Origin of the sequence: Corynebacterium sp. c3Ub_189 (assembly GCF_039907195.1) — a bacterium.
In the GTDB taxonomy this organism is placed as follows: Bacteria; Actinomycetota; Actinomycetes; order Mycobacteriales; family Mycobacteriaceae; genus Corynebacterium.
The window spans coordinates 48,414-67,127 of sequence record NZ_JASBOF010000008.1 but is presented as its reverse complement, the minus strand read 5'-3'; the positions used below and the strand labels follow the sequence as shown (position 1 = coordinate 67,127).

Sequence of the window (18,714 nt, the reverse complement as noted above, 5' to 3'; positions counted from 1 at the left end):
AGCCGCATGTCAGGAAAGCTACCGCTGCGTGTACGCAAGGTAAATATAAATCTACATTTGTATAAATGCATATAGAAAAGCGCCGCGACCCGTGGAACGTGTTAAAGGATGGGTCGCGGCGCTTGCGCCAAAAGAAATTACTTCTTGGTCTCACCCAACAGGTGGCACTGGATCATGTTGGTGTTACCAGCAATTCCTGGAGGGGTACCAGCAATGACGACAATCATGTCGCCTTCCTCGTACCTGTCCATCTCCAGCAATGCGTCATCGATGGCTTCCATCATGTCATCGGTGGACTTAACGTGCGGGCTCAAGAAGGTCTCAGCACCCCACGTGAGAGCCAGCTGGGAACGAACCGCTGGGTCCGGAGTAAATGCCAACAGTGGCAGGTGGGAGTGCAGGCGTGCCACTCGCTTAGCGGTATCACCGGAGGTAGTAAAGGCTACGATGGCCTTTGCATTGAGGCGCTCGGCAATATCGCGGGCGGAATAGGACACCACACCACGCTTGGTGCGCGGAACGTGGGACAGCGGTGGAACCTTGCCACCATCTTCAGCATTAGCCACGATCTTGGACATGGTGCGCACCACATTCTGCGGGTCAATGCCCACTGAAGTCTCACCAGAGAGCATGACGGCGTCGGCGCCATCGAGAACGGCGTTGGCCACGTCGGAAGCCTCTGCACGGGTCGGGCGCAGGTTGGAAATCATGGAATCCAGCATCTGGGTAGCCACGATGACCGGCTTAGCGTTCTCGCGAGCAATCTGGATAGCGCGCTTCTGGAACAGCGGCACGCGCTCCAGCGGCACCTCAACACCGAGGTCGCCACGGGCAATCATGATGGCATCGAATGCCAGCACAATAGACTCGAGCGCGTCTACTGCCTCAGGCTTTTCCAGCTTGGCGATGACCGGAACGCGGCGGCCCTCTTCGTCCATAATCTCGTGGACTTTATCTACATCTGCTGGAGAGCGGACGAAGGACAATGCCACGAGGTCAACGCCGAGCTTCAAAGCGAAGCGCAGATCAGCGATATCCTTTTCCGACAAAGCCGGCACGGAGATATCCATACCAGGGAGGGAAACGCCCTTGTTATTGGAAACCGGGCCACCTTCGGTGACCTCACAGACGACGTCGTTGCCGTCGACTTCCTTGCAGACAACGGCAACCTTGCCGTCGTCGATCAGCAGGCGGTCACCTGGCTTGGCGTCCTTGGCCAAGCCCTTGTAGGTGGTGGAGACGCGGTCATGGGTGCCTTCGATATCGTCCACGGTAATGCGGACGATCTGGCCGTTATCCCACTGCTCCTCGCCATTGATAAAGCGGCCAAGGCGAATCTTAGGGCCTTGGAGGTCCGCCAAGATACCGACGGCGCGGCCGGTCTTATCGGTGGCTTGGCGCACCCAGTTGTAATTCGCCTCGTGGTCTGCATGCTCGCCGTGAGACATATTCAGGCGGGCAACGTCCATACCATCCTGTACGAGGCGCAAGATGCCATCCTCGCTAGCAACGGCAGGGCCGAGAGTACAAACAATCTTCGTTCTTCTATCCAGCATTATTGGCCTATTCCGTCGGGGGAAACTGAACACTCCCCAACCTACTCCTTAGAAAGGATTGGGGCCACAATTTCTCGGGTTCATCTTCTGAACGGGCATCCCAAAATGTCCTATTTCCCACAAAACCAAAACCAACCGGACACACTTGGGCAGTGTTTACGTCGATCAAGAACCCGGTTGCTGTCCATTAGATACCGCGTGCTCATCACTGTGCTCATCAGCATCCCGGCGCTCCGCCCAATATTTAGGATCCACCTCTTCGGGGGACTCTGGGCCCTGCCGGTGCCTATCAAGCACAAAGAAGACAATCGCGGCGATGATAAAAATCACAAGGGAGACGATGATATTTACGCGCACCCCAAAGATATGGGTCGCCTCATCGGAACGCATCCCTTCAATAAAGAAGCGGCCCAATGTATAGCCCATGACATAGAGGGCAAAGACGCGCCCGTGCCCCAACTTCCAGGCCTTGTGAGCCCACAAGAGAAAAAGGCAGACTAGAACATTCCACACGAGCTCGTACAAGAAAGTCGGGTGCACCGAGGTCATGACCTCACCCGTGGAGTGTCCGGAAACGGGAGCATAGCCGCCATTTTCATTGACGCGGTAGTAAATATCTAAGGCCCACGGAACGTCGGTCGGGCGCCCATAGAGCTCCTGGTTAAACCAGTTACCTAGGCGTCCAATCGCTTGCGCGAGGACGAGGCCTGGCGCCACCGCGTCAGCAAAGGGGCCGAGCGGCACCTTTTTCACTTTGAAAAGCACCCACAAAGCTAGTGCGCCCAAGGCTACGGCTCCCCAAATGCCCAGGCCGCCATTGGTAACCTTCAGCGCGTCAGCGGGATTGCAGCTATCGCAGAAGTACTTCTGGTTATCGGTAATGACGTGGTAGAGCCGCCCGCCAATGATGCCGGCTGGGATGACCACGATGGCGGCATCCCATACTGTGTCTGGGTTACCGCCGCGTGCGGTGTAGCGGCGTAAGGTCATTCGCAGGGCGACGATAATTCCTACGATGATGCACAGCGCATAGGCACGAATGGGAATGGGCCCCAACTGCCACACGCCCTGCGGCGGAGACGGAATATTTGCAAGAATTTCTGTGTGCACGTAGCCAGTGTGCCTTATCCCCCACCACACCAGCTAGTTGGGGCCTTAATCTATCTTGCGCGCGGGGCACGCTGGATGCTGCCCGGCAGCCACCAAAGAGCGCGCCAGCGCCGTTGGATCCTGGGCAGCCATGACTGATTCGCCCACCAACACTGCATCGGCGCCGCGTGAAGCATAGTGAAACAGGTTGCGCGCGTTGTTTACCCCGCCTACTGCGATGCGCAGGATGGATTCTGGCAGGCCTGGGGCGATATCGTTAAACGCCTCGCGGTTAATGGCATCCGAAGCCAACGACCACGCATTGATGGCGATGACGCTACCTCCTGCCTTGATTGCGCGGTCGACCTCGGCGCAGTTGCGTACCTCGACAATGGCGGTCATACCGAGCGATTCCACGCGGTCTAAAAGCGCCTCCAGGCGAGCTTGCTCTAAGAGCTCTACCTGCAGCGGAATAGCATCGGCCCCAAAGCACCTGGCTTCATGAATTTGATAAGGGTCCACGATGAGATCGCGCGACATCATGGGAATATCAATCGCAGCGCGGGCAGCTGCCATGTCTTCTAAAGAACCGTGGAAGCGGCGGAAATCAGTCTGGCATGCCATGAGATGTACGCCGCAATGTTCAAAGGTGCGGGCCCATTCCGCCATCTGTTCCGCAGAGCCAACATGAGCGATTTCACCGCCGTAGGGTACGGCGCGCTTGAGCTCCGTGATGACCGAGCAGCCTGTGCGTAGCAACGCGGCGCGGGCATCCCGGGGAGGTTCCATGTCCCGCGAGCGCGCCTTTACCTCTTTAAAGGACACACGGGCTTCCCGCGCAGCAACGTCCTCCAAGACTCCTGCAACAAGGTGGTCAACGGCAATGGGCGTAGGCATCAGCACCTCCCTCCACGGGCGATTAAAATCACATTTAGGTTAACCCGCTAGCATGCCGTTCCGGAAATTACACAGGAAACGGGGCTATTTTTTGTCCATATCGGTGGGATCGATATCACTATCAAGTGCGTCCCACATCACGCGTCCAGAGTCGGAAGAGGTTTCCAAATCCTCCTCCAACTTTGCCTGCCGTGCCGCTGGGGTTTCGTATTTGCTAGATGCCTTCGCCTTATCTACGCCCGGATTGCGTGCAAGCATGACTGCACCGAAGAGGGCTGTTGCCGCACCTATTAGGGCCAGAATTGGCCCCAGGGAATGCACCTCGGTGGAAACAACTGTGGCCCAGTCAGAGATCTGGGCAGAGTCAACGGCGTTTTCATTGGCCGAGGCCCCCTGCAGGATTTTCTGCGCGCGCTCGGCGTCCGCGCCCGCAGTCAGCAGGCTCACCGGGGTCCATGCACTGACCGCGGCCGCGAGGGCGCACACTACGCCCACCACTCGCCTACCGACGCGCCGCAGCGCCATCCCCGCGACGGCACCGGCTACTAGAACTAGGGTCAGGGCCATGATCTCCAGCGACCAGGCCGAGCCGATGATGTCATTGGCCGCAGAGCCGGCCTTGTCGTCTTCGCTGGAGGCTACCACCCACGTAGCACGGGAGGACAGCCACACTACGATGGCTCCTACAGCGATAAGTAGTGGTCCAAGGCGTCTAGCCTTCACGGTTGCCCTCCTAGGAGATCGGTGGCGTCAAAGCACGTGCGGTCACCGGTATGGCAGGCGCCGCCGCGCTGCCGCACGGTCAGCAGAATAGTATCTCCATCGCAGTCAAGGCGAACGCCCAGCACCTCTTGGGTATTTCCAGAAGTTTCTCCCTTGACCCAATATTCATTGCGCGAGCGCGAAAAATACGTTGCCTTGCGGGTAGCGAGGGTATGGGCCAAAGCGTGGTCATCCATCCAGGCCATCATCAGCACCTCACCAGACTCAGCTTGGGCAATGGCCGGCACCAAGCCTTGGTCATTGCGCTTGAGTTGCTTGGCGATGTCCCCGTTAAGTTCATAGTTGCCCGGGGTACTCATCGGCGCACCTCGTAGCCCGCAGCATCAAGTGCGTCTTTCACGTCGCTGATTTCTACTTCACCGAAGTGAAAAATGCTTGCTGCCAAGACGGCATCGGCGCCGGCAGCGACGGCCGGTGGAAAATCTGCGGCGTTTCCCGCGCCGCCAGAGGCGATAACGGGAATGGTCACCGCTGCGCGCACGGCGCGCAGCAACTCAAGGTCAAACCCTTCCTTTGTGCCGTCGCCATCCATCGAGTTAAGAAGGATCTCCCCTACGCCGAGTTCCTCGCCGCGGCGTGCCCATTCGATGGCGTCGATCCCGGCCGATTCCGTACCGCCGTGCGTGGTGACCTCAAAGCCGGATGGCGCATACTCTTCGCGGCACCGGCGGGTATCAACAGACAGCACGATGCATTGGGCTCCGAAAATCTCAGCCATGTCGCGCAGCAGTTCCGGATTCTTAATGGCCGCGGTGTTTACTGAGACCTTATCCGCCCCGGCGCGCAATAATTCTCGGACGTCATCAACGCTGCGAACTCCGCCGCCCACCGTCAATGGAATAAATACCTGGTCTGCGGTGCGGCGCACGACCTCGAGCATGGTGGAGCGCCCTTGTGTAGAAGCAGAGACATCCAAGAAGGTAAGTTCATCGGCTCCTAGGTGGTCATAACGCGCGGCCAGCTCCACTGGGTCGCCCGCATCGCGCAGGTTGTCAAAGTTAATGCCCTTGACCACGCGGCCTTGGTCCACGTCCAGGCAGGGGATCACGCGTACGGCTACAGCCATGGCGGCCGCCTCCTTCTTTGGGTGTTTAGTCTTAGCGGTGAAATGAACCGGTGTGACGAGACAAGATATCCACGATGGTGGCATGAACTTGCGGGGTACCTGCCACCATGCCGCGCGACTGCGCGGTCCACGGATTTCCTTCCGGATCGGTGACAACGCCACCAGCTGCCTGAATCTGCAGTGCTCCCGCGGCGTTATCCCATGGGTGCGGAGAGAAGTTGATCGCGCCATCGAACACACCCTGCGCGACGAAGGCATTATCAAGCCCCACAGAACCGGTCATCCGCGGGCGCAGTCCGGTCTCGCGCAGCTCGTGGAAAATGTCGGTGGGCAGGTGGGAAGAGCAGCCCACGTGACCGCGTGCTTCATCAAAACCCATTGCTTCGTCCCCTCCACCAAAACCAGTGGCAGGCCCACCTACTGAGCGCAGCGGGGAGCCATCGCAGGTGACCAGACGGCGCCCCAGAAGCGGGAAGTCAGATACCGCAGCAACGGGCGTACCCTCATGAATGAGCGCCACCAGGATGCCGGCCATGGGGTTTCCGGCAGAGTAGTTTGCGGTGCCATCGATCGGATCTACCACCCACACGGTATCGAGCACACTGCCGCCTGATTCTTCTCCATAGACCGGGATGCCAGTCATCTGGGTCAAAATATCGCGCAGCTGTTGCTCAATGACGAGATCTACCTCGGTGGCAAAATCTCCCTGCCCCTTAAAACGGGCGGGCGCAGCTCCGAGGCCGGAGCGAAAAATGGGTTCTACTTGGTCTACGGCCGCCTCCGCGAAGGCCACCAACTCGCGGGGTTCCATCATGACTTAGTTGTCCTCAAGGTCGAAAGGGTCAATGGTTTCTTCCGCCGGCAGCGGCTCAACCTCGGCCACCGCAGCGAGTGCTTCGTCGAGGGTGAAATTCCCCTCGTACAGGGCCTTGCCAATAATGGCGGAATCGATGCCCTCATTTGCATAAAGCGCGAGCTCGCGCAGGTCTTCCAGGCTAGAAATGCCACCAGAGGCGGTGATTTTTGCCTCCGTTGCCATCGCCACCTCGCGCAGGATCTCAATATTAGGTCCGGTGAGCGTGCCGTCTTTAGATACGTCTGTCACCACAAAGCGCTGGCATCCGGCGGCATCGAGGCGCTCGAGTACCTCCCACAGATCGCCGCCATCGGAGACCCAGCCATTGCCGGCGGTACGCCATTCGCCGCCATCTTCGCGAACGGCAAGGTCCACGGCGACCTTATCTCCGTAGCGAGCGAGGATGTCCTCGATCCATTCCGGCTGCTCTAGAGCAGCCGTGCCGATACTAATGCGCTGCGCACCGGTAGCCAGCGCGCGCTCTACCGCGGCATCATCCCGGATGCCTCCGCTAAGCTCCACATTTACACCCAGCTCGCGGGTAATCATCGCCATTTCTTCGTGGTTGGAGCCCCGACCAAATGCCGCATCCAAATCCACAAAGTGCAGCCAGTGCGCGCCTTGGGACTGCCACTTTTGCGCGGCATCGCGCGGGGAACCATACGAGGTTTCGGTGCCTGCTTCGCCTTTATCCAAGCGCACGGCTTGGCCTTGAGATACATCGACTGCGGGCAAAAGCGTAAAAGTCATATCCATCATCCTACCTAGAGCGTGCGCATCCAGTTTTCCAAAAGCTGTGCACCGGCGTCCCCGGATTTTTCAGGGTGGAATTGGGTCGCCCACAGCGCACCGTTTTCTACCGCCGCGACGAACCTATCGCCCGCGTGCTCGGCCCAACTGACCAAGGGCGGGCGAGTAATCTCCGTTTCCAGCTCCCAGTGGCGAACGCCATAGGAATGCACAAAATAAAAGCGCTCGTCTTCGGCCACTCCGGCAAACATATCGCTGCCGACGGGTACCTCTACGGTATTCCACCCCATATGCGGCAGCACCGTAGAGTGCAGCTTTTCGACGGTACCGGGCCACTCGCCGCAACCGGTGGAGTTGATGTTGTGTTCCACTCCGGCGTCGAAAAGCACCTGCATGCCTACGCAAATGCCCAACACCGGACGCTCCCCCGCCAAGCGCTGGCCGATGACCCTCGGGCCTTGCACCGCGTGCAACCCGCGCATGCAGGCAGCAAAGGCACCCACGCCGGGGACAAGCAGACCGTCCGCTTCCACCGCTTCCTTGGGGTCCGCGGTAACTGTGACGTCCGCGCCCACTCGCTCTAGTGCGCGCTGTGCCGAGCGCACGTTGCCCGCGCCATAATCCAATAATGCGACCGTCTTTGCCATGGGCTACACCTTACGCATACGGCGCAGACGCGTCCGGATATCGTTGGTTTCGCTCACTCGGGTGCGCCCGAGTACGAAGTCTGCCACCGTCATAAGCAAGCCAACAACGAGGATGGCCACGCCGGCGCCAAACGCCCCCGCGTAGCCATAGCCAGCGACCAAGGCGCCCAAAAGGGTCGAGCCCAAACCGGTGCCGCCGTCATAGAAGATATTCCAGATGGCCGAAGCCTCCGAAACTCGTTCACGCGGCAGGCGATCAAACATCGACAGCAAGGCCTCATTTTGCGCAATACCAAAGGCACCGCCGAAGAGGAAGGCGCCCAACACGAGCCACCATACAGAGCCGTCGAAATAAAGAGGAACGGCGATGGCAAGCACACCCACGATGGCCATGATCTGGCTGGGGATGTAGAGCCGGCCAGGAGTGCCCACGCGGTCTGCCACCATGCCGGCAAAGTAGCGGAAAATCATGGCGGCGCCGCCCACGATGGATAACATGATGCCGGCCAGGCTGGCGCCGCGCTCGGCATCAAGTTCTTGCACCGCCGGCGGCAGGAAGGATGATACGGCGCCATAGCTCATAGAAAACGTCGTCAGCGCCAACGCAGGGACGAGCACCAGCTTCCACGTAGGAACGCGGATAAGGTTCGGCTCCTCTTCGGTATCGGAGGCGAGCGTGACCTTGATCTTGGGAATGCGCAAACACATGCCAAAACCCACGAAACCAATGATGCCGGCGGTGATATACGTCGAGGCATAACCCAGCTTTTCCGCCATGATCAATCCCAAGGGCAAAAAGACCATCTGGCCCAGGCCAGTAAAGACACCAATCATGCCGGTAGCCTTACCCAGCAGGCGTACGGGCGCTAGTTCCGCAATGAGCGCGGACTCAGAAACGGTCAGCGCACCAAAGCCCACGCCGCGCAGAGCGGAAAAGAGCAGGACAACCCAAGCATCGGTCCCCAAGAGGTGGCCGAAGGCAGGTACACCCAAGGTAAAGGCAGAAAGCGCCATCACGCGGCGGTAGCCCCACCGGCGCAAGAGCCACGGGGAAATGATCTGGGTCAGCACGGTAAAGGCCATGAAGATGCCCGTGGATGATCCCGCCAAGGTAGCTGAACCGCCGGAGTCAATGACAGCTAGCGGCACTACGGGAAGGAGGATGGACCAAGCACCGAACGCCGCGGCAATGGCCACCATGGTGGCGGTGTAGCCTGGGATCTTCCAGATATTGGTTTCTTGGGTTGTACTCATTTACCAAACGCTCCTACCATCCACGAGATAGCTGCTACCACAGTGATTGCGGCCAAAAGTGAGGCTACGACTGTCATCGCCTTCGACCCCTGTTGGTAGGCAGACCATGCGCCTCCTACCAACATGCCGGCTACGAGGAAGAGGACCAAGATCATAAAGTGCATGCGTTCTAGAGTGCTCCCTTCGTCGATGGAATGCCAGTTTGGCGTGGGTCTAATTCCACCGCACCGCGCAGCGCACGCGCTACGGCTTTATACTCCGCCTCCGTAATGTGGTGCGGATCGCGCCCATAGCGCACGTTGAGGTGGAGCGTTACCGCAGCGTGGGTAGCGAGCGTCTCAAAAAAGTGGCGATTGATCACCGTGGCGTAATGCCCACCGATGTTCTGCCACTGCAGGTGCTCCGGTTCGCCGTTCATCACGAAATAGGCACGCCCAGAAAAATCCACCACCGCTTCCACTAAGGCCTCGTCCATGGGCAAAAGCTGGGAGCCAAAGCGGCGAATGCCGGCCTTATCCCCCACCGCCTCACGCAGCGCGGTGCCGAGCACGATGGCGGTATCTTCCACAGTGTGATGGGCATCTACCTCCACATCGCCCTCAGCCTGCACGGTGAGATCCAAGCTGCCATGAGTAGCAAAGGCCGTGAGCATGTGATCGAAAAAAGGCAGTCCGGTGGAAATATCGCTGCGTCCCGTGCCATCGAGGTCAATGTCCACAGAAATCTGCGATTCCGACGTCGCCCGCTGGGCGCGTCCTACGCGGTTGCTCATGCTTCGCTCCTTTCTCCTGCGAGCGGGGAATCCGCCACTACTGTATCCGCAAGGTCCTCAGCTACGGCCAAAAAGGCCGAATTTTCTTCTGGCAGCCCCACCGTCATGCGCAGGTGGCCTGCGATGCCAACATCGCGAATGAGCACTTCCTTATCCAAGAACTGTTGCCACACGCGGTGTTGGTCAGCAAAGCGCCCGAAGAAGAGGAAGTTGGATTCGCTCGGCAGGACGGTATAGCCCAATTCGCGCAGGCGAGCGGCCACCCGCTCGCGTTCGGCGGCGATCTTTTCCACGGTGGCGAGCGTATCCGCGCTATGGCGCAGCGCCACCGTCGCCGCTGCTTGGGAAAGCACGGACAGATGATACGGCAAGCGCACCAACATCACGGCCTCCACAAAGGCCGGGTCCGCCACAAAGTATCCGAGACGGCCGCCGGCAAAATCGAAAGCCTTAGACATGGTGCGCGAGACCACCAGCTTCGTGGGGTATTTCTCCAGCAGCGTCACCGCAGAAGGCGAGGAAGAAAATTCGCCATAAGCTTCATCGACGATGAGGATGCCCGGGGCGGCGTCGGCCAGCGCGGCAATATCGTCCACGCTGGTCACCCCGCCAGTGGGGTTATTCGGCGTAGTCACAAAGATGATATCCGGCTGGCGCTGCGCCACGGCTGCCAGCGCCCGGTCCATATCGATGCGGAAATTCTCATCGCGCAGGCACTCCACAAACTGCGTATGGGTCCCATCCGCGAGGATAGGGTGCATGGAATAAGACGGGGTGAAACCGAGCACGCTGCGGCCTGGACCGCCGAATGCCTGCAACAGCTGCTGCAAAATCTCATTCGAGCCATTCGCCGCCCACACCTGCGCATAGCCCACGCGCACCCCGGTTTGTTCAGAAACGTAGTCCGCCAAGGCCTGGCGCAGCTCCACCGCATCGCGCTCCGGATAGCGATTGAGCGTGGTGGCAAGGCGCCGGGTCTCCGCCACTAAGTCATCCACCAGCGCCTGCGAGGGAGGATAAGGATTTTCGTTGGTATTGAGCTGGTAGGCCACGTGGAGCTGCGGCGCCCCATAGGCAGACTTGCCGCGCAGCTCCTCGCGCAGGGGAAGATCATTCAAGTGCGTCATTTAATTCTCCTCGAATCGGGCGCGGATAGCCTCGCCGTGAGCGGGCAGCCCCTCGGCCTCCGCAAAAGCGATTACGTGCGGGGCAATCTCTTCCAGCGCAGCTCGGTCATATTCAATGAGGTTGACCGGCCGCATAAAGGTATGGGTAGAAAGACCGGCAGAAAAGCGCGCCGTACCGGAGGTGGGCAATACGTGATTGGAACCAGCCGCGTAATCTCCGAGCGGCACTGGAGCAAAGTCCCCTACAAAGATGGCACCGGCGTGCTTAATCCGCTCGGCCACCGCGCCGGGCTCTGCGGTGTGGATCTCCAGGTGCTCAGCAGCGTAGGCATTGGCCACCGCCACCGCTGCATCCAGGGAATCGACCAACACAATTCCGGATTGCTCGCCGCCTAGAGCTTCGGCCGCTCGCTCCGCATTAGCGGTGGCACCGTAGCGCGCCTCTACCTCCGCCTTCACACGCTGAGCCAGGCTTGGCGATGCCGTAATGAGCACGCTCGCGGCCATCGGATCATGCTCGGCCTGGGAGATAAGGTCATAGGCCACATACACCGGATTCGCGGTGTCATCAGCGATAATGGCGATTTCGGTCGGCCCAGCCTCGGCATCCGTGCCCACCACGCCGCGCACCAGCCGTTTGGCCGCGGTGACGAAGATATTTCCAGGGCCGGTAATCATATCCACAGGGGCTAGTTCGGCGTCATCATCGCCGTAGGCCATCAGCGCGATGGCCTGGCCGCCTCCTACCGCCCAGACCTCATCCACGCCCAGCATCTGGCACACGGCCAACACCGTGGGGTGAGGCAGGCCACCGCACTCTTTTTGTGGCGGCGAGGCTACCACCAAGCTTTCCGCGCCGGCCGCCTGCGCTGGCACGGCATTCATAATCACCGAGGACGGATAGACCGCCTTGCCTCCCGGCACGTATAGTCCAACGCGCTCGACGGGGCGAAAGACCTCGGTCACCGTGGCACCTGGCGCCAGCTCGGTGGCGTGCGCGGCCGGTTTCTGCTCGGCATGGACCTTGCGGACCCGCTCAATGGAGGCCGCAATCGCTTGGCGCACCTGCGGGTCTAGTCCGGAGGCGGCCTTCTCCAGCTCCGCTTGGGGCACCCGCAGGTGGGTTGGGCGCACGCCATCGAATTGCTCGCCATAGTCCAAGGCGGCCGCAGCGCCTTCTTGACCTACTCGATGAACCAGCGGCGCCACCTTGTCCACCACGGCGGCGACGTCGGTGCCACCGCGCGGCAAAACTCGCCGCAGCTGGGCGGGGCGCAGCTCTTGGCCGCGCAGATCGATGGTGCGAAGCATTCCCGACTCCTCTTCTCCCTATCGGATTTCTGTTATTAAACCAATATCCTAATGGTCAAACGCCAGCGAGGGGGCCGGTTTGGGCTATAGACTCGGTGTCAACACAGCTTTAAGGTGGTGGCAGCGATGAGCGAGATTGAGCCCTCTCTTCTGCTCGCGCATGCCCACACCATTGCCCGCGATAATGACGTGTCCTGCTGGGCTCTGCCTACTGGCGAGCTTCTCGTTCCTCATGCGGCCGGTGGCTCCACCTTCATCTTTATAGACCAGCTGGAAGAACCGGTGCTCCACCTGCACACCAGCCCCCGCGACGGCGTCGATCTCAGCGAGATCTCCGAGCTCGCACACCTAGCCAACGAGTGGAACCACGATTGCCTCTCCCCGGCCGTCGTGGTTGATTATGACCAGCCTGACTGCGTGAGCGTTTCCGGTCATAGCTATCTGCCGGCCGATACCTCCCCCAGCCGCGAACAGCTCGCGGCATTCCTCCTACCGGCGCTGCGCAATGCGGAGGTCCTCATGGATCTGCTCGCCCAATCCCATCCCGGCCTCGTGCGCGAAGCCTCACCGGAGCTTGCCCCGCTTGCCGACGCCCCCTTGGAACCCTTCACCCTCGATAGCCTGGCCGAGATCCTGCCGCTTATTGGCATCCAGCGCTTCCAAAGCGACGGCGCCACGGCGATCTACGCGTGGGTCAATGACGTTCTTTTCGCCTTCGCACTGGACAACGGGCCCAGCCTCATTATCAAAGGGCATTGGGACCCCAGCCTGGACGAGGCGGAATTTACCCGGCTCTTCCTCATTTGCAATGACTGGAATCGCGCCCACCACGGCGCCGTAGCATTTTGCCACCACACCGCCGAGGGCCTGCAAGTGCGGATGGATGCCGCCACCATTACCGCCGCGGGACTTACCCGGCCGCAACTATTTAGCGCCATCGGCCGCGGGCTCAAGCACATCCTGCACGGCATCGATGACATCGCACACGAAGTAACCGGTGCCTCGCCCGTCGAATGGCCCTAGGCGCGCACATCACCAATCTTCATCGGCGCTGACAAAGGCCGTGGACCAATAAGCAAACATCGCCATAAAGGGCGCCACCGCCCACGAGATGGCTGGGGAAAAATTCGGGGCGAACTCTACAACTTCCCCTGGGTTTTCTGGCGGATGCGTGGCGGTGACCCCGCCAAAGACATAAAAGGACGCTGCCCCAGCCAGGGCACACACGCCGACCCACAGGAGCATCGACAAGCCCCGCCCTTGCCGGCGCAGGTACGCGCCCAACCCCAAGAACAAACCAAGCAGGCCGGTAATGAGGGCAAAGGTAATAAAGGCGATGAACTGAACGCTTCCCATCGCATCGATGGCATAGCCACCATCGTCTACCTCATGGCCGGTAAGCGTCGGGCGGAAAAGCCCCCACAGCGCACCGGCCACGCCATAAACCAGAAGCGCACACGTGAGTAACCCCGCACCAAAACCTAGGGTGCGGGGTAACCGGCGCTTTAACAGAGACAACTTAGTTACAGAAGGTCCAGTTACCATTCTCGCGGCGGAAGCGGACCGTGGAGGTCTCGGTGCCCTCAGAGTTGGACACGCTCACGGTTGCAGAAGCATCGTCGCCGTTGACCACAACGTCATTGACGGACTGCAGCTTGGTCGACTGCGGGATGGACTCCAACTGGCTAGCGAACTTCTCTACCTCGGCGTTGCCACCGCCCTGCTGGCGCATGGTGTTGGCGTACTCGGCAAAGGACTGGTTCGGCAAGCTATCGACGTACTGTTGGTACTGGCTGAACTCCTGGGCTTGCTCATCGCGGACTGCCTGGCAGGCGTGCTGCGGCATGTAGTTGAAGTATTCCTTCACATTATCGATCTCGTGCTGGCCGCGAACCAGCTGCTCGATGGCCTGCTTATCGCCATCATTAGCGGCCTGGCCGCCTTCGATCGGCTTGATATCCTTCGCGCCAGCGAAAGGATCCTCACCATTGTTCAGCGGGTTAGCCAGCTGATCTGGCCCCTCGCCAGCGCCGTCCTCGCCCTCCTGGCCTTCTGCACCCGCAGCAGCGGCCTTCTTTTCGCCGTCCTTATTCTGATCCTTTTCTTTATCCTTGTCCTTGTCTTTGTCCTTGTCCTTGGACTTATCGGCGTCTTTGTCCTCGGACTTATCTGCAGACTTATCCTCAGAAGACTTGGATGCCGTGGTGGCGGAAGCCTTCTTGGAGTCGTCATTGTCATCCGAACCACACGCAGCCAAAGCCAGCGGGGTAACCAGCGCAACTGCGATGAGGGACTTCTTTGCAGGGGTCAAAAAGGACAAGGGAAAGCTCCTGAATCAATCTTGCGAATGTGAAGCCACCCCAAGGGCGGCCTCTTATTTGTCTTCGCAATACTAACAACCCGACGATGGAAATGACATTGAGACTCCGTTAAAAGAACCTGTGAACTACCGTCCCGCCCGGCCAAGTCCGTACAATTGCCAAGGTGCACATAAATCGCGAGAGTATTATCGGCGCCGCGCTTTCCCTGCTTGATGCCTACGGGCTTGGGGACGTCACCATGCGCCGCGTTGCTTCCTCCCTCGGCGTTGCCCCCGGCGCACTCTACTGGCACATTGCCAATAAGCAAGCGCTCATTGCAGCCCTAGCAGAGGAGATTATCTCCCCCGTTTCTGGGGAGTCTCTCGAAGACATCAGCCTCAACCTCCGTGATTTGCTGCTCGCCCGCCGCGACGGCGCCGAGGTAGTCATTGCCGGCCTCTCCCTCCCGCAGTCCCCTGCCTGGGACCGCCTCTTGACGGCCTTCACCGCTGCCGCCGCGCGCAGCACCCTTGCTGCCGACAGCGCCCACCGCGCCGCCGCGCTCTCCGCCATTCACCTCGTGCTCGGCGCCACCTTAATGGAACAGTCCCAACGCCAGCTTGCAGAAACCACCGGTGAGTCTCCGGTCACAGATTATCGCGCAGACCTTATACGCGGCGTACGCATTATTAACGCTGGACTTACGCACGGCGCCGGCGCCTAGAAAGTGGTTATGCTCGTGGGCATGAACACTCCCGCCATGGACGCAGTCCCCACGCCCACCGAGCGCTACGGCCGCCAAATCTGGCCCGGCAAACCCACCCCACTGGGATCCACCTTTGATGGATCCGGCACCAACTTCGCCCTTTTTTCGGAAGTAGCGGACAAGGTCGAGCTCTGCCTCATTGATAAGGAAGGCAACGAAGACCGCATCGAAATGTCGGAGGTCACCGCCCATGTATGGCATATTTACCTCCCCAATGTCACCCCTGGCCAGCGCTACGGCTACCGCGTCTATGGCCCCTATGAACCAGAAAACGGCCTGCGCTGCGACCCTTCCAAGCTCCTTGTCGATCCTTATGCCCGCGCCTTCGACGGCGAATTCGACGGCGATGCCTCCCTCTACTCCTATGACATCCACGCCGAGGAACCCGGCACCGGCCGCAACGAAGAAGACTCGCTGGGCCACACCATGTTGTCTGTGGTGATTAACCCCTTCTTTGACTGGCGCAGCGACCACCGCCCCCATATTCCCGATAACGAAAAGGTCATCTACGAAACCCACGTTAAGGGCATGACCATGACCCACCCCGACGTGCCGGAAGAGCTCCGCGGTACCTACGCGGGCATGGCACACCCGGCCGTCATTAACTACTTCAAAGAGCTTGGCGTTACCACCGTTGAGCTCATGCCCGTCCACCAATTCCTGCAGGACGATCGCCTGCGCAACCTAGGCCTGCGCAACTACTGGGGCTATAACACCTTCGGCTTTTTCGCCCCACACCATGACTATGCCTTTGCTAAGAAGCCAGGCGAGGTGGTCTCCGAGTTCAAGACCATGGTCCGCGCCTTCCACGAGGCCGGCATCGAGGTCATCCTCGATGTGGTTTATAACCACACCGCCGAGGGCAACCACATGGGCCCGACCATTGCTTTCCGCGGCATCGATAATGGCGCCTACTATCGCCTCGTCGAAGGCGATGAGGCCCATTACATGGATTACACCGGAACCGGCAATTCCCTCAATGTCCGCCACCCGCACTCGCTGCAGCTGATTATGGACTCACTGCGCTACTGGGTTACGGAGATGCGCGTCGATGGCTTCCGCTTCGACCTGGCGGCGACCTTGGCGCGGGAGCTTGACGACGTCGACAAGCTCGCCACCTTCTTCGACCTAGTACAGCAAGACCCCATTGTCAGCCAGGTCAAGCTCATCGCCGAACCCTGGGACATCGGCCACGATGGCTACCAAGTGGGCAACTTCCCGCCCATTTGGAGCGAATGGAATGGCAAGTACCGCGATACCGTGCGCGACTTCTGGCGCGGCGAGCCCGCCACCCTGGGTGAATTCGCCTCCCGCCTGACCGGCTCTTCGGATCTCTATGCCGATAATGACCGCCGCCCCACCGCCTCCATCAACTTCATCACCGCCCACGATGGCTTTACCCTGCGCGACCTTGTTTCCTATAACGACAAGCACAACGAGGCCAATGGCGAGGACAACCGCGACGGCGAATCCTTCAACCGCTCCTGGAACTGTGGCGAGGAAGGCCCCACCGATAACGACGATATCCGCAAGCTGCGCCGCCGCCAGACCCGCAACTTCCTGACCACTCTCCTGCTTTCCCAGGGCACTCCTATGCTCTCGCACGGCGATGAATTCGGCCGCACGCAGGACGGAAATAATAACGTCTACTGCCAGGACAACGAGCTGTCATGGATGGACTGGTCCATGCTGGAGGAAGAAAAATCCGCCGCGATGCTGGGCTTTACCAAGCGCGTGCTGTCTATTCGCAACCATCACCCCGTCTTCCGCCGCAAGCGTTTCCTCGCCGGCGGCCCGCTCGGCGCGGATGTGAAGGAACGCGATATCGCCTGGCTGGTTCCTTCGGGCCGCCTGATGACCCAGGACGACTGGGACCACGACTTCGGCCGCGCCCTTATGGTCTACCTCAATGGCAATGCCATCACGGAAACCACCTCCCGCGGCGAGCGCATCACCGATGATTCCTTCATCATGATTTTTAACTCCCACGACGGCGAAATCGAGTTCACCCTGCCCACCAAGGATCTCGGCGCTACGTGGCGGCTGATGGTCGATACCGCCGATTCCGGCGGTTACCCCGCGGAGGAAACCCTTATTGAGGCAGAGGGTACGATCACGGTGCAGCCGCGTTCAACGCTGATCTTGCGTCAGGTTGAACCGCCCGTTTTCGATTCCTAGAGAAAGGCCCCTCGTGTCATTTCCCGCGCACGGCGTACTCATCGATGTCACAGCGGATAAACTCGTGCTCCACCGCACCCTGCTGGCTACCAGCCTCGGTGCCCCCGCCACTGAAGATATCCCGCTTGAGTCCATCGACACCGTGCACGTGAGTGAACCGACCCCCACCGGCTTCGGCGCCCTAGACTTGGGCGCCGCCGGCACTATCGCCTTCGCCCCGCACCAAGACCCGCAGGCCGTCGCCCGCGCCATTTCCGCCGCACAGCGCGGCGAAGCACCCTCTTCCGCCGCCACCATCCCCGGCCTTGATTTCACTGCCGTGGACGTGGAAACGGCCAACGACAACTGGGGTTCTATCTGCCAAATAGGCGCGGTGCGCTTCCGCGATGGCCAGGAGACCGCCTCCCGGTCCTGGCTGTGCACCCCTCCACCAGGCCTCGAGCACTTCGCGGATATCAACGTCTCCATCCACGGCATTACCGCGGACGATGTGGAAGGGGCGCCGGCTTTTGCCGACGTCGCCAAGGAGCTCTTCGATTTCCTCGGCGGCGACGTGCTTGTCGCGCACAACGCCCAGTTTGATTCCACCGCACTGCGCTCCGGCCTGCTTACTGCTGGCGCCGAGGTGCCCACCGTGCCGCTGGCCTGCTCCCTCGCGCTGTCCCGCGATGCCTCCAAGGCCAAGGTCATTTCGGTACGCAACCATAAACTGCCCACCGTCGCCGCCCACCTGTCTGCGCCGGACTTCAGCCACCACGACGCCACCGAGGATGCCCGCGCGGCCGGCGAAATCATCGCCCGCTTGGCCGAGCGCTTCGGGCACACCGGCAGCATCCGCGACCTATTCACCGCACGCGAATTCACCTTGGGCCGCCTCGATTCCGAGGCCATCCTGCCTGTCTTACGTGCCCACACCGCCCCCACCTCCGGCGCGGATCTCGGCGCTGGGACCGACTTCCGCGACCAGACCCGTGCGGCCGGCTCCGCACAGAAGAAGTCCCGCGGGCCCGCCCCGTGGCAGTCCGTCGCCACCCCGGACACAATCCCAGAGCCCAACCCCGACGCCGACCCGGAAGGCGCACTCTACGGCCAGCACGTCACCCTCACCGGCGATTTCGAGCCCTTTGATAAGGGCATGCTGTGGCAGGGCATCGCCGAGCGTGGCGGCCAAGTGGCAAAGAACGTCACCAAAAAGTCCACCCTGCTTATCGTGGGCGAATGGGCAAAGAAGACCTCTAAGGAAAAGCGCGCGGAGGAGCTGCAGGCCAAGGGCCAAGAAATCGACATCTGGCCGGCCGATAAGCTCTTTGCTGAGCTGCAACTCGACGCCGAGCCGCCCTTCTAGGCCCACCCCGGGAACCA

General features: G+C 60.3%; 20 protein-coding genes. 4 read left to right on the top strand and 16 right to left on the bottom strand.

The annotated features are described in order from the left end of the window. Positions 1-137 precede the first annotated feature (137 nt). The 14 genes from pyk to hisD all read right to left on the bottom strand — a co-directional run bounded on the left by pyk (position 138) and on the right by hisD (position 12,108). On the bottom strand, positions 138-1,553 hold the full coding sequence (gene pyk, locus QKD99_RS05580) for a pyruvate kinase (RefSeq protein ID WP_269953210.1): 1,416 nt from the start codon (positions 1,551-1,553) through the stop codon (positions 138-140). Between the two features lie 168 nt (positions 1,554-1,721). After that, a complete protein-coding gene (gene lgt / locus QKD99_RS05575) occupies positions 1,722-2,666 on the bottom strand; it encodes a prolipoprotein diacylglyceryl transferase (protein WP_347950933.1) in 945 nt (314 codons plus the stop codon). Positions 2,667-2,711: 45 nt separating this feature from the next. Beyond that, positions 2,712-3,542: an indole-3-glycerol phosphate synthase TrpC gene (locus QKD99_RS05570; protein ID WP_347950932.1), complete on the bottom strand. Its 831-nt coding sequence runs from the start codon at positions 3,540-3,542 to the stop codon at positions 2,712-2,714. 84 nt (positions 3,543-3,626) lie between these two features. After that, entirely contained in the window at positions 3,627-4,265 is a 639-nt protein-coding gene (locus QKD99_RS05565) for a TIGR02234 family membrane protein (protein ID WP_347950931.1), read from the bottom strand. Continuing rightward, positions 4,262-4,624, bottom strand: coding sequence for a phosphoribosyl-AMP cyclohydrolase (gene hisI / locus QKD99_RS05560; RefSeq protein WP_150851219.1), 363 nt, complete (start codon positions 4,622-4,624; stop codon positions 4,262-4,264). Before hisI ends, QKD99_RS05565 begins: the two co-directional genes overlap by 4 nt. After that, the gene (gene hisF / locus QKD99_RS05555) at positions 4,621-5,391 is read right to left on the bottom strand and encodes an imidazole glycerol phosphate synthase subunit HisF (RefSeq protein WP_347950930.1); all 771 of its coding nucleotides are present in this window, start codon (positions 5,389-5,391) and stop codon (positions 4,621-4,623) included. Before hisF ends, hisI begins: the two co-directional genes overlap by 4 nt. A 31-nt stretch (positions 5,392-5,422) precedes the next feature. Further along, positions 5,423-6,205 carry an inositol monophosphatase gene (locus QKD99_RS05550; RefSeq protein WP_239277387.1) on the bottom strand — a complete coding sequence of 261 codons (783 nt, stop codon included), beginning with the start codon at positions 6,203-6,205 and terminating at the stop codon, positions 5,423-5,425. Between the two features lie 3 nt (positions 6,206-6,208). Next, a complete protein-coding gene (priA, locus tag QKD99_RS05545; protein ID WP_347950929.1) occupies positions 6,209-6,997 on the bottom strand; it encodes a bifunctional 1-(5-phosphoribosyl)-5-((5-phosphoribosylamino)methylideneamino)imidazole-4-carboxamide isomerase/phosphoribosylanthranilate isomerase PriA in 789 nt (262 codons plus the stop codon). A 14-nt stretch (positions 6,998-7,011) separates the two neighbouring features. Beyond that, positions 7,012-7,644, bottom strand: a complete 633-nt coding sequence (hisH, locus tag QKD99_RS05540; protein WP_347950928.1) for an imidazole glycerol phosphate synthase subunit HisH — start codon at positions 7,642-7,644, stop codon at positions 7,012-7,014. Positions 7,645-7,647: 3 nt separating this feature from the next. Then, entirely contained in the window at positions 7,648-8,898 is a 1,251-nt protein-coding gene (locus QKD99_RS05535; RefSeq protein WP_284867651.1) for an MFS transporter, read from the bottom strand. After that, a complete protein-coding gene (locus QKD99_RS05530; RefSeq protein WP_005324605.1) occupies positions 8,895-9,062 on the bottom strand; it encodes a hypothetical protein in 168 nt (55 codons plus the stop codon). The genes QKD99_RS05535 and QKD99_RS05530 overlap by 4 nt, the downstream gene beginning before the upstream one ends. 5 nt (positions 9,063-9,067) lie before the next feature. After that, on the bottom strand, positions 9,068-9,670 hold the full coding sequence (gene hisB, locus QKD99_RS05525) for an imidazoleglycerol-phosphate dehydratase HisB (protein WP_347950927.1): 603 nt from the start codon (positions 9,668-9,670) through the stop codon (positions 9,068-9,070). Beyond that, positions 9,667-10,797, bottom strand: coding sequence for a histidinol-phosphate transaminase (locus QKD99_RS05520; RefSeq protein ID WP_284843790.1), 1,131 nt, complete (start codon positions 10,795-10,797; stop codon positions 9,667-9,669). The genes hisB and QKD99_RS05520 overlap by 4 nt, the downstream gene beginning before the upstream one ends. Next, positions 10,798-12,108 (bottom strand): histidinol dehydrogenase, encoded by a 1,311-nt coding sequence (gene hisD / locus QKD99_RS05515; RefSeq protein ID WP_347950926.1) that lies wholly within the window; start codon positions 12,106-12,108, stop codon positions 10,798-10,800. Between the two features lie 126 nt (positions 12,109-12,234). Between hisD and QKD99_RS05510 the strand changes: the two genes are divergently transcribed. Then, positions 12,235-13,131: a hypothetical protein gene (locus tag QKD99_RS05510; protein WP_347950925.1), complete on the top strand. Its 897-nt coding sequence runs from the start codon at positions 12,235-12,237 to the stop codon at positions 13,129-13,131. A 9-nt stretch (positions 13,132-13,140) separates the two neighbouring features. On the opposite strand, the gene QKD99_RS05505 is transcribed toward QKD99_RS05510, so the two are convergent. Next, complete coding sequence (locus QKD99_RS05505; RefSeq protein ID WP_225746752.1) at positions 13,141-13,545, bottom strand: hypothetical protein; 405 nt, start codon at positions 13,543-13,545, stop codon at positions 13,141-13,143. Between the two features lie 82 nt (positions 13,546-13,627). Beyond that, positions 13,628-14,428 (bottom strand): hypothetical protein, encoded by an 801-nt coding sequence (locus QKD99_RS05500; RefSeq protein WP_347950924.1) that lies wholly within the window; start codon positions 14,426-14,428, stop codon positions 13,628-13,630. A gap of 164 nt (positions 14,429-14,592) precedes the next feature. Between QKD99_RS05500 and QKD99_RS05495 the strand changes: the two genes are divergently transcribed. The 3 genes from QKD99_RS05495 to QKD99_RS05485 are packed head-to-tail and all read left to right on the top strand — an operon-like array spanning position 14,593 to position 18,697. Further along, positions 14,593-15,132 carry a TetR family transcriptional regulator gene (locus tag QKD99_RS05495; RefSeq protein WP_347950923.1) on the top strand — a complete coding sequence of 180 codons (540 nt, stop codon included), beginning with the start codon at positions 14,593-14,595 and terminating at the stop codon, positions 15,130-15,132. A gap of 21 nt (positions 15,133-15,153) precedes the next feature. Then, a complete protein-coding gene (glgX, locus tag QKD99_RS05490; RefSeq protein WP_347950922.1) occupies positions 15,154-17,352 on the top strand; it encodes a glycogen debranching protein GlgX in 2,199 nt (732 codons plus the stop codon). A gap of 13 nt (positions 17,353-17,365) precedes the next feature. Then, positions 17,366-18,697, top strand: coding sequence for an exonuclease domain-containing protein (locus QKD99_RS05485; protein ID WP_347950921.1), 1,332 nt, complete (start codon positions 17,366-17,368; stop codon positions 18,695-18,697). Positions 18,698-18,714: the final 17 nt, after the last annotated feature.

Excerpts from the sequence above, each read along its gene's own strand:
- QKD99_RS05570 (WP_347950932.1), bottom strand. The coding sequence starts at position 3,542 with ATGCCTACGCCCATTGCCGTTGACCACCTTGTTGCAGGAGTCTTGGAG.
- hisI (WP_150851219.1), bottom strand. The coding sequence starts at position 4,624 with ATGAGTACCCCGGGCAACTATGAACTTAACGGGGACATCGCCAAGCAA.
- hisF (WP_347950930.1), bottom strand. The coding sequence starts at position 5,391 with ATGGCTGTAGCCGTACGCGTGATCCCCTGCCTGGACGTGGACCAAGGC.
- QKD99_RS05550 (WP_239277387.1), bottom strand. The coding sequence starts at position 6,205 with ATGATGGAACCCCGCGAGTTGGTGGCCTTCGCGGAGGCGGCCGTAGAC.
- priA (WP_347950929.1), bottom strand. The coding sequence starts at position 6,997 with ATGACTTTTACGCTTTTGCCCGCAGTCGATGTATCTCAAGGCCAAGCC.
- hisH (WP_347950928.1), bottom strand. The coding sequence starts at position 7,644 with ATGGCAAAGACGGTCGCATTATTGGATTATGGCGCGGGCAACGTGCGC.
- QKD99_RS05535 (WP_284867651.1), bottom strand. The coding sequence starts at position 8,898 with ATGAGTACAACCCAAGAAACCAATATCTGGAAGATCCCAGGCTACACC.
- QKD99_RS05530 (WP_005324605.1), bottom strand. The coding sequence starts at position 9,062 with ATGCACTTTATGATCTTGGTCCTCTTCCTCGTAGCCGGCATGTTGGTA.
- hisB (WP_347950927.1), bottom strand. The coding sequence starts at position 9,670 with ATGAGCAACCGCGTAGGACGCGCCCAGCGGGCGACGTCGGAATCGCAG.
- QKD99_RS05520 (WP_284843790.1), bottom strand. The coding sequence starts at position 10,797 with ATGACGCACTTGAATGATCTTCCCCTGCGCGAGGAGCTGCGCGGCAAG.
- hisD (WP_347950926.1), bottom strand. The coding sequence starts at position 12,108 with ATGCTTCGCACCATCGATCTGCGCGGCCAAGAGCTGCGCCCCGCCCAG.
- QKD99_RS05510 (WP_347950925.1), top strand. The coding sequence starts at position 12,235 with ATGAGCGAGATTGAGCCCTCTCTTCTGCTCGCGCATGCCCACACCATT.
- glgX (WP_347950922.1), top strand. The coding sequence starts at position 15,154 with ATGAACACTCCCGCCATGGACGCAGTCCCCACGCCCACCGAGCGCTAC.